General features: G+C 68.2%; 10 protein-coding genes. All 10 read right to left on the reverse strand.

Annotation, left to right across the window (positions count from 1 at the left end; all coding sequences use genetic code 11):
• Window positions 1-31: 31 nt before the first annotated feature.
• A complete protein-coding gene (locus A9976_RS08290; protein WP_183018595.1) occupies window positions 32-1,984 on the reverse strand; it encodes a hypothetical protein in 1,953 nt (650 codons plus the stop codon).
• Window positions 1,981-2,970 (reverse strand): ABC transporter permease, encoded by a 990-nt coding sequence (locus tag A9976_RS08295; RefSeq protein WP_183018596.1) that lies wholly within the window; start codon window positions 2,968-2,970, stop codon window positions 1,981-1,983. The genes A9976_RS08290 and A9976_RS08295 overlap by 4 nt, the downstream gene beginning before the upstream one ends.
• Window positions 2,963-4,834, reverse strand: a complete 1,872-nt coding sequence (locus A9976_RS08300) for a sugar ABC transporter ATP-binding protein (protein ID WP_183018597.1) — start codon at window positions 4,832-4,834, stop codon at window positions 2,963-2,965. The genes A9976_RS08295 and A9976_RS08300 overlap by 8 nt, the downstream gene beginning before the upstream one ends.
• Before the next feature lie 38 nt (window positions 4,835-4,872).
• Window positions 4,873-5,859 carry a substrate-binding domain-containing protein gene (locus A9976_RS08305; protein ID WP_183018598.1) on the reverse strand — a complete coding sequence of 329 codons (987 nt, stop codon included), beginning with the start codon at window positions 5,857-5,859 and terminating at the stop codon, window positions 4,873-4,875.
• A gap of 94 nt (window positions 5,860-5,953) precedes the next feature.
• Complete coding sequence (otnI, locus tag A9976_RS08310) at window positions 5,954-6,751, reverse strand: 2-oxo-tetronate isomerase (protein ID WP_183018599.1); 798 nt, start codon at window positions 6,749-6,751, stop codon at window positions 5,954-5,956.
• Window positions 6,752-6,786: 35 nt separating this feature from the next.
• Window positions 6,787-8,070: a 3-oxo-tetronate kinase gene (otnK, locus tag A9976_RS08315; RefSeq protein WP_183018600.1), complete on the reverse strand. Its 1,284-nt coding sequence runs from the start codon at window positions 8,068-8,070 to the stop codon at window positions 6,787-6,789.
• Window positions 8,067-8,987, reverse strand: coding sequence for an L-threonate dehydrogenase (gene ltnD / locus A9976_RS08320; protein ID WP_183018601.1), 921 nt, complete (start codon window positions 8,985-8,987; stop codon window positions 8,067-8,069). The genes otnK and ltnD overlap by 4 nt, the downstream gene beginning before the upstream one ends.
• Window positions 8,984-9,967: a D-erythronate dehydrogenase gene (denD, locus tag A9976_RS08325; RefSeq protein ID WP_183018602.1), complete on the reverse strand. Its 984-nt coding sequence runs from the start codon at window positions 9,965-9,967 to the stop codon at window positions 8,984-8,986. The genes ltnD and denD overlap by 4 nt, the downstream gene beginning before the upstream one ends.
• A gap of 42 nt (window positions 9,968-10,009) precedes the next feature.
• The gene (locus A9976_RS08330; protein ID WP_183018603.1) at window positions 10,010-11,341 is read right to left on the reverse strand and encodes an MFS transporter; all 1,332 of its coding nucleotides are present in this window, start codon (window positions 11,339-11,341) and stop codon (window positions 10,010-10,012) included.
• A 102-nt stretch (window positions 11,342-11,443) separates the two neighbouring features.
• Window positions 11,444-12,082 carry an aldolase gene (locus A9976_RS08335; protein ID WP_183018604.1) on the reverse strand — a complete coding sequence of 213 codons (639 nt, stop codon included), beginning with the start codon at window positions 12,080-12,082 and terminating at the stop codon, window positions 11,444-11,446.
• Window positions 12,083-12,198 lie beyond the last annotated feature (116 nt).

Below are 12,198 nucleotides of genomic sequence, written 5' to 3' on the forward strand. Positions count from 1 at the left end.
GCGGCATGCATATGCTCCGAGGCCGCGCCATTCATGCGTGGATGCTGGCCAGGGCCACCCGCGCAACCGCATGCGCGTCCAGCCTGATATGGCAGCCTGAAGCGGGTGCCAGGGCATCCAGGAAATACGGGTTCTGCGCTGCGGCATGGAAATGCGATGCGTCCAGCACGCACAGGCCCGTCATCTCGACGGGCAGCAGAACATCCTGGGGCTCGGGCCGCAGGTTGGCCAGGAGGAGCGTGATGGCCTGCCCTTGCCGCAATGCGATGGCGGCGATGCATGACGGATCCGGCGTTTCCACCTGGAGCATTTCATGGCCCGCGAGCCCAGCCAGCAGGCGCTGCACATGGAAGATGGGGAAGTATCCGCCGGCCGTTTCGTAGCCCGGCTGAGGCCAGCGCTGCGGGACTGCGAGAACGCCTTGTGCAGCGGTGGTGCCGCCCAGCGTCACGGCCTGGGCGCCGCCGCGCGCCATGTGGCTGACATAGCCCAGGGCCCAGGCAGCTCCGATCAGGCCGCGCTGGCGCGGGTCGTTCTCGTTCATGGCCTGGCGGGTGTTGGCAAGGTTGAGCACGGGTGCCTCGCCGTAGGGGTTCATGCGCATGCCGATGGCGCTGGGGCCTGCGACGAAGGGTCGATGGCCTGCGATGTGCCGGGCGCTGGCGGTCAGTGAAGGCAGGCTTTCGAGGTTTTCGATCACGGTGGCATCGTCACCCGCGTGGAAGATCGCGGCCGTGGTGAAGGTGACCAGATCGATCTCGTCCAGCGGTGGCCGCTTGCGATTGAGTTCGGTGAAGAAGCTGAACATGCCGCCGCCCAGGCGCGTACCGGGAAAGGCCTGACGCGCGGCGCGGTAGAGCGCCGGCAGCGGCGGGGCGGGCGGCCAGGGGCTGCCGGGCAGCGTCGCCTTGAGGTCGGCGGCAGGCGATACCAGTACCACCTGGAAGGGTGAGCCCAGGTGTGCATGCGCCTGTCCCAGGTCGGCCAGCTCCTTTTCGAAGTCCTGCACCGAGGCGACCACCACCTCCAGCCAGGGTTCGGCGCCCAGGCGATGGGCGATGTCCGCCGCCTGCCGCAGGTCTTCGGTCCGGCCGGTGCGCGGATCGAAGTGATGGATCAGGTGCCGTGGCTGCAGCGCGATCAGGCGCTCCAGGTGGACGGTGGTGTCCGCGAGCTCCTCGCGGCTCAGTCCTGCGCCGACAGTAGGCAGTGGGCCGGTGGGCCCGCCGATGGACAGGCCCACCGGTGCGGCGTTCTTGATCTGCGGCGCGGCGTCCGCATCGATGGTCAGTGTGATGTCCTGAGATACCGTCTCGCCCGGCCTCAGGGTGTAGGGCCAGGGCAGGGCCAGGGGGCGGACGTAGGTCTTGAACGAGGCATCGGTCCAGTTGCGCTGGTCCTCCATCTCGAAGGTGTCGCCCTCCATGCGGCAGCACACGCGCAGGCCCGGTCGGGGCTGGTGCGTGATGGCGCGCAGCTGTGACATGGGCTGCAGCGGCGCGATGCGTTCCGGAAAGCGGGTCTGCTCGATGCGTCCATCCACATGTTCGACTTCTGCCGCCTGTCCTGCCACGCCATCGAGTGGATGCAGGATGACGAAGCCGGTGCGGTTGGTCTCAAAGTCGGTCTGCGCATTGGCCCTGCCGCCGAAGCGCAGGCCGGTGGGTGTGCCGGTGATGCGCACCGCATAGGACAGGCGCTGTGTGCCGTCGTCCACGCTGGCCTGGTAGGTGACCTCGAAGCGGCCGGCCTCCTGCAGGACGGCGAGTTGGTCTATCTGCGGCGCGTACGTGCCCCAGTGGCGGTCGCGCACGATGAAGGAGATGGCGCGGATGACTTCGATCCCGCCGTAGCGGATATGGCGCAGGTTGCCGGCCTGCAGTTCGGCACTCAGCGGCCCTGCCGTCAGCCGCCGCGATGCGGGCAGGGGTTCGTCGGTGCCGTAGAGGCGGATGTTCAGGGAGGTTGGTTCCTGGGCGTTCATCGCTCGGCCCTCCTGCCCACCAGCCGCTCGATCAGCAGTGCAACGATGATGATGGTGCCTATGGCCGAGCCCTGCCAGAACGGCGAGACGCCCATCAGGTTCAGGCCGTTGCGGATCATGACCATGATGAAGACGCCGATCAGGGTGCCTATGATGGAGCCGCGTCCGCCGAACAGGCTGGCCCCGCCGATGACGACCGCCGCGATGGCGTCCAGCTCCCAGAGGTTGCCGGCCAGCGGGTCGGCCGAGCGCAACTGCGCGACCGAGAAGGTGACGGCAATCGCCGAGAACGCTCCGCAGACCACGTAAGGCAGCACGGAGTAGAACAGCACGTTCAGTCCGGCCGCGCGCGCCGCCTCCCTGTTGGAGCCGATGGCGTAGATGGTGCGTCCGCCCTTGGCCCGGTTCAGGTACAGCCAGGCCAGGGCATAGACGGCCAGCAGGAACAGCACATTGGCCGGGATGCCCAGGAAGGAGGCAAAGACGATGTCCGACAGGCTTTCCGGAATGTTGGAGACCACCGTCTGCCCCGATAGCAGAAACGCCTGGCTGCGCCCGATGGCCATCACGCCCAGGGTCACCACGAAGGGGGCCAGGCCAAAGAAGGCCACGAGCATGCCCGACAACAGGCCTATGCCCGCGCCCGCCAGCACGGCCACGACGATGGCGATGGGAATGGGCAGCGATTGAAGCGCCAGTCCCAGCACGATGCCCGTCAGTCCGGCGACCGAGCCCACGGACAGGTCGATGCCGCCCGTGAGGATCACGAAGGTCATGCCGACCGCCACCAGTCCGATCACCACCGACTGGTCGAGCAGGTTGAAGATGTTGGCCTGTGTCAGGAAATGGGGCGACAGCAGCGACAGCGTCAGTGCGATGCCCAGTGCCAGGGCCAGCATGCGCAGCTCCAGTGTTTTCCATAGCCGGCCGGTATGCACCGGCGCCGGCGCCAGGGCTTGTATGGGTTGATTCACTGACTCATTCATGGAAGTCCCCTATGCGTTGTCCGAGTTCCTGCTCCGAGGGCCTGTGCGCATCGGCGCCGAGGGTCAGGCCGATCCAGCCCAGCTCATGGCCGCGCCGGTTGCGAATGGGGCGCAGCATGGTGGCAAGGTTGCGGCCGGTTTCCTGGACAAAGCCGCCTCCGCGCAGCGCCAGACCGCGCGGTATGGCGCTTTGCGAGAAGGCGACCGCCTCGCCGGCCTGGAACCCCGGCGTGGCCTGCGGGCTGGCCAGTACGGCGTTCAGGCAGATCAGGCGGTCGTTGTCGATCAGGGCCCAGAAGCCGGCGCCGCCATAGTCGCCGACCAGGGCCTGCAGCAGCGCGGTGTTGCGCTGCATGGAGGTTCGCGGCGCGGCCAGCAGGGTGAGCTTTTCCTCGCTGAGCAGGCGGCTGGACATGTTTGCCACGCAGCGTCCGTCGCTGATCACCGCCACCCGGTCCGTGAGACCCAGCAACTCTTCGAAGTCCGATGAGATGACAACCACGGCCACGCCCTGGCTGGCGATGCGGCGCAAGAGGGCGTAGATCGACTGGCGGGTCTGGATGTCCACGCCCTTGGTGGGTTCGTCCAGGATCAGGACCTTGGGCTCGACCAGCAGCCACCGCGCGATGATGATCTTTTGCTGCATGCCCCCTGAAAGATTCAGCATGCCGGTGTCCTGCAGCCGGTGCGCGGGCAGGTCCAGCAGTCGCAGCAGTTCCTCGGTCTTCGCCTGGCGCTGGGCATATCCGCGCCCGAAGCCGCAGTGCGCACCCAGGTGGGCGAGCAGCAGGTTTTCCATGACGCTGAAGTCCGGCACGATGTTCTGTGTACGACGGTCTTCAGGCACCAGTCCGATGCCGGCGCGAATGGCTTGGGCGGGCGAACGCGGCTGTATCGGCCGGCCTTCGAGTCGGATCGTGCCTTGGGTGAGCGGGCGCAGCCCGAAGATGGCCTCTACGGTCTCGGAGCGTCCTGCGCCCACCAGGCCGCCCAGGCCCAGGATCTCGCCACGGCGCACCAGGAAGGACACGCCGTGCACCAGGGGTGCGCAGTGCAGGTCCTCGACTTCCAGGACCACGGGCGCATCGCTGGTGACGGTGGCTGTGGCCGTGTCCCCGTAGATGGCGCCGATCTCGCGTCCGGCCATGAGGGTGATGATGTCCGCCTGGGTCAGCGCGCGGGTCTCGAGGTCGGCCGCGACGGCGGCGCCCTCGCGCATCACTGTCACGCGGTCGGTGATCGCCAGCACCTCTTCGAGCCGGTGTGACACGAAGACCAGGGCGCGGCCGCTGTCGCGCAGCCGGGCCATGACGTCGAACAGGCACTCGACCTCGCCGCAGCTCAGTGACGCTGTCGGCTCATCGAAGATGATGAGTTCGGCATCGAGCGCCAGGGCCTTGGCGATCTCCACCAGTTGCCGCTGGGCCGCCGAGAGGCGCCGCACCTGCGTGTCGAGCGCCAGCCCATGCAACTGGCCGAGTTCCTCGAGGATGGCGCGCGCGCGTTGGCGCAGCGCTGCGTAGGACAGGCGCCCCGGCCGGCCCAGTTCGGGCAGGAAGATGTTCTCCAGCACACTCAGGTCGGGCGCGAGGCTGGTTTCCTGCATCACGATGGCCACGCCCGCTGCCAGCGCGTCGCGGGTCGAGCGCAGCGCCAGCGGCCGGCCTTTGAACAGAAGCTGCCCGGCGTCAGGGACGATATGGCCGGCAATGACCTTGGAGAGGGTGGATTTGCCGGCTCCGTTGGCACCCAGCAGCGCGTGGATTTCTCCGCCTCGCAATCGAAGATGGGCGCCGTCCAGAGCGCGCGTGGACCCGAAGGTCTTGCGCACGCCCCGGGCTTCGAGAAGAGTCGCTTGGCTCATGATGGCTTGCCAGTGAAGGGACGGGACCTGAGGGCCGCTCAGATCTCGTTGGCGAACACGGTTTTCTTGAGGGTCGGCAGCAACTGCTCGATGTTCTTGCCGGTCACGGCCAGGATGGGCACGGTGATCTGCTTGTCGGGCTGCCTGCCTTCGAGATGGCTGAACAGGGCCTCGGCCGATCGCTCTCCCATCAGATAGGGTTGCTGCATGCCCGTGACCACCAACTCTCCCGAGCGCAGCAGGCCGACGAATTCCGGCACGCCGTCGAAGGCTGCGACCAGCACCTGGCCCTGGCGGCGTGCGCTCTTGATGGCGCGCAGCGCGCCAATGGTGGGTTGGTCCGTCTGCACAAAGAGGGCGCGCATGTCGGGATTGGCCGTCAGCATGTCCTGCGTGAAGCGGAAGGTTTCTTCGGACGTATAGGCCTGCATCTGCTGCAGGCTGGCCTGTTTTCCGGTGGCACCGCCTGCCCTCATGCCTTCCACGAAGCCCTGGGTGCGGGACTGTCCATTCTTGCGGGCCTGGGAGATGGCGGACATCCCGAACGAGCCGTCGAGCCAGCCCTTTTCCTTCAGGGCCGCCGCCAGTGCCTTGCCCACGTCAGAGGCCCCGGCATGGTTGTCGGAACTGATGAAGGACACGTACTCGCCTTCGTTGGTGCCGATGTCGGCGATCACCACCGGGATCTTGCTGGCGCTGGCCAACTGCAGCACGCTGGGTGCGGTGGACGAGTCGGTCGGCGAGATCACGATGCCCGCCAGCCCGCGCGCGATGGCATCCTGCACGTTCTTGAGCTGGGTCTGGGCGCTGTTGCGCGAGTCCAGCGTCTGGCATGCATAGCCTCGGGCCTTGGCCGTGGCCTCCACGCCTTTGGACAGGTAGCGCCAGAATGGCAGGTCCAGGCCCGGCGTGACGTAGACGATGCGCCTGGTCTGGGCCAGCGCCGTCCCCGCAGGCCAGGAGCCCACCGTGGCGGCCAGTCCGGCGGCTGTTTTCAGAAAGTGGCGTTTGCTCGTCGCTTGCATGCTGATGACTCCCTTGTCCGGCCCGTTGGGGCCTGTTGTGAAATTCAGTCGCGATACGTGTACCGGGCCGCCTCCTGGCCTGTAGCAGGGGGATCTACAGCCACTCCTTCATCCACCCCAGCCCCTCGCTGGTAGCGTGCGCCGCCGCGCCGCGCGCGGGGCGGTATTCGCAGCCTATCCAGCCGTCGTAGCCCAACTGGTCCAGCAGGCGGAACAGGTAGGGGTAGTTGACCTCGCCCACGTCGGGTTCGTGGCGCTCGGGCACGCCTGCGATCTGCACATGCCCCACGCGGCCCGTGGGCAGGTGCTGGCGGATCTTCATGGCAAGGTCGCCTTCGACGATCTGGCAGTGGTAGAGGTCCATCTGGATCTGGACATTGGGCTCGGCAATGTCGGCCAGCAGGGCGTGGGCCTGGTCCTGGCGGCTCAGGAAGAAGCCGGGCATGTCCCTGCCGTTGATGGGCTCCAGCAGGATGGCGATGCCGTGGGGCGCGGCCAGGCGTGCAGCGTGGCGCACGTTGGCGATATAGGTGGCGCGCAGGATCTCTTCGCTGGCACCTGCGGGCTTGAGCCCGGCCATGACGTGGATGCGCGGGCAGCCCAGGGCCTGGGCGTAGGCCACGGCGCGGTCCATGCCCTGGGCGAATTCCGCTTCGCGCCCCGGGATGCAGGCCAGGCCGCGCTCGCCCGCGTTCCAGTCGCCGGGCGGGGCGTTGAACAGCACTTGCTGCAGGCCGTTGTCCCGCAGGCGCCGCGCCAGTTGTTCGGGGGCGAAGTCGTAGGGAAACAGGTATTCGACGGCCTGGAAGCCGTCGCGCGCGGCGGCCGCGAAGCGGTCGAGAAAGTCCAGGTCGTTGTAGAGCATGGACAGGTTGGCGGCGAAACGGGGCATGAAAGCTTTCCTGAAAACGGAGGCTGAGTGTGGCATCAGGCGCGCTGCAACGCGCCGAAGGCCTTGGTGAAGAAGTCCGTGGTGCCGAAGTTGCCGGACTTGAGCGTGAGGTGCAGCCCCTGCGGCGCCAGCGGCGAGGCGGCATGGCACCAGGGCACGCCAGGGTCGATCTGCGGCCCTATGCGCATCTGCTCGATGCCCAGCGCCTGCACGCAGGCGCCCGAGGTTTCTCCGCCCGCCACGACAAGCTGGCGCACGCCCATCTCGACCAGCCCCCGGGCGATGGCGGCGATGGTCTGTTCGACCAGGGCGCCGGCCTGCTCCACGCCCAGGCGGCCCTGCACGGCCTTGACGGCCGCGGATTCGGCGGTGGAGTAGATCAGCACCGGGCCGCTGGCGATGTGCCGGCGTGCCCAGGCCAGGGCCTTGCCGGCTTCGTCCTCGCCGGCGGCGATGCGCAGGGGCTCCAGCGCCAGGGCAGGGCGCCCCGAGGCGATGAAGTGCGCCACCTGTGCATTGGTGGCCACCGAGCAACTGCCCGAGACGACCGCCTGCAGGCCGGTGGCGGTTGGCAGGGCAGCGGCTTGGGCCGTGGGCTGGATGCCGAAGTTCGCGGGCAGGCCGATGGCCACGCCCGAGCCCGCCGTGACAAGCGGCATGCCGGCCAGGGCCGGGCCCAGGCGCAGCAGGTCGTCGTTGGAGACGGCATCGACGATGGCCATGCCCACGCCCTCGGCCTGGAGTGCGGCGATGCGCGTGCGGATGGCGGCCACGCCCTGTGCGACGGCCACATGGTCGATCAGGCCCACCTTGCGCCGTGTCTGCGCCTGCAGCACGCGCACCAGGTTGGCATCGGCCATGGGGGTGAGCGGGTGGTTGCGCATGCCGCTGTCGCTGAGCAGCACATCACCCACGAACAGGTGGCCCTTGAAGACGGTGCGCTGGTTGTCGGGGAAGGCCGGCGTGGCGATGGTGAATTCGCAGCCCAGGGCGTCCATCAGGGCCTCGGCCACGGGGCCGATATTGCCCTGCGGCGTGCTGTCGAAGGTGGAGCAGTATTTGAAGTAGATCTGCGGAGCACGGCCGTCGGGGCCCTGGCCGCGCAGCCACTGCAGGGCCTGCAGCGATTGCGCAATGGCATCGGACGGCGCGATGGTGCGCGACTTGAGCGCGACAACGACGGCGTCCACGCCCTCGTCCACCGGGCCGGCGGGTACGCCAATGCTTTGCACCACGCGCATGCCCGCGCGCACCAGATTGTTCGCCAGATCGGTGGCGCCCGTGAAGTCGTCGGCTATGCAGCCCAGAAGAAGTGTCATGGGGATTCCGATGAAGCCGGGGGCAGGGTGATGCCCGGGAAGATCTTGATGACGGCGCTGTCGTCCTCGCGGCCATGCCCGGCCGTCGATGCCTGCATGAACATCTGGTGGGCGGTGGAGGCCAGGGGCAGCGGGAAGGTGCTGTGGCGTGCCGTGTCCAGCACCAGCCCCAGGTCCTTGACGAAGATGTCCACGGCCGACAGCGGGGTGTAGTCGCCGGCCAGCACGTGGGCCATGCGGTTCTCGAACATCCAGCTGTTGCCCGCGCTTTGGGTGATGACCTCGTAGAGCGCGGCGGCATCGACGCCTTCGCGCAGGCCCAGGGCCATGGCCTCGGCCGCCGCCGCGATGTGCACGCCGGCCAGCAGCTGGTTGATGATCTTGACCTTGCTGCCCGCGCCCGCGCTGTCGCCCAGACGGTAGACCTTGGCGGCCATGGCATCGAGCACGCCTTCGCAGGCGGCATAGGCCTCGGGGCGGCCGGCCGTCATCATGGTCATCTGGCCCGATGCGGCCCTGGCGGCTCCGCCCGAGATGGGGGCGTCGATGTAGTGCACGCCCTGCGCCTGCAGCCTGGCCTCCAGCGCCACGGACCAGCGCGGGTCCACGGTGGAGCACATGACGAAGACCGAGCCGGGCCGCAGCTCCGCGGCGATGCCGCCTTCGCCGAACAGCACGGCCTCGGTCTGCCGGGCGTTGACGACCACGCTGACGATGATGCTGCAGGCGGCGGCCATGTCGGCCAGCGTGGCGCAGGCCGTGCCCCCTTCGGCGGCGAAGGTGGCTGCGGCCTCGGGACGGATGTCGTGGACATGCACGTGGTGGCCGGTGCGGCGCAGGCTTTGCGCCATGCCGGCGCCCATGGCGCCCAGGCCGATCACGCCGACGGCGCGGGGTGTGGCGGCGGTGTGGTTCATGGCTGGCGCGGGGGTGTCAGGTCATCGGCGATGTAGGCGCGCACGATGGCCGCAAAGTCCTCGTCGCCGCGCAGGCCCAGCTGGTCGGCGCGCGTGGTGTCCCAGCGGCCGGGCCAGCTGCCGACGATGCGCTCGACCTTGTCGTCGCGCTGCCAGCTCACGCGGTTGGCCGCCTCGTCGCCAGCCACTTCGCGCAGCGCGCGCACCATGTCGCCCGCGCTGACGCACACGCCGGGCAGGTTGATGGGGCGGCGGTCGGCGACGGCGCTGGCATCGAGCTCGCAGCCTGCGACCAGGGCCTCGACGGCGCGGCGCGGGGACAGCAGCCACAGGCGCGTGGTGGCGCCCACGGGGCAGTTGGCGGCCTGCCCGTTGAGGGGCTCGCGGATGATGCCGCTGGCAAACGACGAGGCGGCCGCATTGGGTCGGCCCGGGCGCACGCTGATCGTGGGCAGGCGCAGCACGCGGCCATCGACAAAGCCGCGCCGCGTGTAGTCGGCCAGCAGCAGCTCGGCAATGGCTTTTTGCGTGCCGTAGGAGGACTGCGGGTTCAGGGCCGTGCCGTCCAGCACGGTGTCGGGCAGGTCGCCCCCGTAGACGGCCACCGAGCTGGTGAAGACCACGCGCGGCACGTGGCCCACGGCGCGGCAGGTCTCCAGCAGGGCGCGCGAGGCATCGAGGTTGATGCGCATGCCCAGGTCGAAGTCGGCCTCGGCCTGGCCGCTGACCACGGCGGCCAGATGGAAGATCACGGCCGTGTCCTGGTCTATGGCGCCGCGCAGCACCTGCGGGTCGGCGATGTCGCCCACCAGCGAGCGCACGCGCGTGTCCGCGATGGCGTCGCTGGCCGCCACGTCGAGCAGGTCGATCTGGTGGATGGGCCAGCGGGTGCCGGCCAGCGTCAGCGCGCCCTGTTCGAGCAGTTTGCGGGCCAGGCGCTGGCCCAGGAATCCGGCGCCGCCGGTGATCAGTACTTTCATTTGGCTTGAGCTTGGAGCAGGAGGATGGGAAAGAGAGGCCGGTCAGCGGTTGACCATCTTTGCGGGGGTGAGCCAGACCGCGATGGCGCCTATGACGAGCACGCCCGCCAGCACGAACATGCCCGCCTGCGTGGACTGGGTCAGGTCCTTGAGGTAGCCGATCATGTAAGGGCTGGCGAAGCCGGCGAGGTTGCCGACCGAGTTGACGATGGCAATGCCCGCCGCCGCCGCCGTGCCCGACAGGAAGGCCGTGGGCAGCGACCAGAACAGCGGCGCGCAGGTCAGCACGCCGGCTGCGGCCAGCGACAGGAAGATCAGGGAAAGAACGGTGTTGTCGGCGAAGAAGGCCGTCATCGCAAAGCCCACGGCGCCCATCAGCGCGGGCACGATCAGGTGCCAGCGGCGCTCGCGGCGCCTGTCGGCGCTGTGGCCCATCAGGTTCATGACGACGATGGCGCACAGGAAGGGAATGGCACTGAGCAGGCCGATGTTCAGCGCGCCCGTGACGCCAGTGGACTTGATCAGCGTGGGCATCCAGAAGGTCAGCCCGTACTGGCCGGCGACGAAGGCGAAGTAGATCAGGCACATCCACCAGACGCGGCGGTCGGCGAACACGGCCTTGAGCGAGTGCTTCTGGGCGCCCGAGTGCTGCTGGTCCAGCTCGATCTCGCGCGCCAGCAGCTGCTTTTCGGAGGCCGTCAGCCACTTGGCGCTGGAGATGCCGTTGTCCAGGTAGAAGATGGTCACCACGCCGATCACCAGGGCGGGGATGGCCTCGATCAGGAACATCCACTGCCAGCCGTGCAGGCCGTGGTCGCCGTGGAAGGCCTCCATGATCCAGCCCGACAGCGGGTTGCCGAAGATGCCGGCCACGGGAATGGCCGACATGAACAGCGCCACGATCTTGGCGCGCCGGTGGGCCGGGTACCAGTAGGTCAGGTACAGGATCACGCCGGGGTAGAAGCCCGCCTCGGCCAGGCCCAGCAGAAAGCGCAGGATGTAGAAGCCCGTGGGCGTTTCCACATACATGAACAGGGCCGACAGAATGCCCCAGGTGATCATGATGCGGGCGATCCAGATGCGCGCGCCCAGGCGGTGCATGAGCAGGTTGCTGGGCACCTCGAAGAGGAAGTAGCCGATGAAGAACACGCCTGCGCCCAGGCCGAACACGGTCTCGCTGAAGCCCAGGTCCTGGGACATCTGCAGCTTGGCAAAGCCCACGTTCACGCGGTCCAGGTAGGCGATCACATAGCACAGCATCAGGAATGGCACGAGGCGCCAGAACACCTTGGCGTAGGCGCGTGCCGTCTCCAGCGAGTCGGGCTGGCGCGGGGCGGCCCCGGCCTGGCCGGATGCGATATCCGTTGTCGTCATTTCAAGTCTCCCTTGGGTTCGCCGCTTGGTGCGCCGCCTGGCGGCTGCGCGGCTGTGGATGGGCTGGGTGGTGGAATGCGGCCGTGGGCGCCGCGGTGCAAATCAGTAGCGCGCCCCGAAGGTGGTGCGCAGCTCGTCGATGGCGGCCGCGTCCAGGGGCTGCGGGCGGGGATGGGTCATGAGCCAGAGCCTTGCGGTTTCCTCCAGCTCTTCCAGCACATGGCTGGCCTGCTCCACCGAGCGTTCCCAGACCACGGGGCCCAGGCGCTCGAACAAGGCGCCGCGCACCTGGGCGGCCTGCGCGGCCACCTCGGCGGCGGCCTGCGGATCGCCGGGGCGGCGGTAGCGGATCAGCGGAATACGGCCCACCTTCATGACTTGGTAGGGGGTGATGGGCGGCAGCACCTCGTCCTCGCGCCAGACGCCGGACAGCGTCAGCGCCACGAGATGGGTGGAATGCGTGTGGATGATGGCGCGCGCCTGGGCGTCATTGCCGTAGATGCCCCGGTGCAGGACCAGGGTCTTGGAGGGCTTGGCGCCGCTGACCCACTGCCCGCCGGCATCGACCTTGGACAGCTCGGCCGGGTCGAGCCTGCCCAGGCAGGCGTCGGTGGGGGTGATCAGCCAGCCATCATGGAGGCGCGCGCTGATGTTGCCGGCAGCGCCGACGGTGTAGCCGCGCTGGTAGAGGCTGGCACCGGTGGCGCAGATCTGCTCGCGGATGCGGGATTCGTCGCTCATGGTCGCAGGCCGCGATGAGCGGCGGAAAATGGATGACTGACTGATATTGTCATCAGGTCATCATACAAATTTTGCGAAAAAATCCAAACAAGGTGAAAACCCTTGGCCATGCGCCA

Origin of the sequence: Delftia sp. UME58, from assembly GCF_014170385.1 — a bacterium.
Classification (GTDB): Bacteria; Pseudomonadota; Gammaproteobacteria; order Burkholderiales; family Burkholderiaceae_C; genus Comamonas; species Comamonas acidovorans.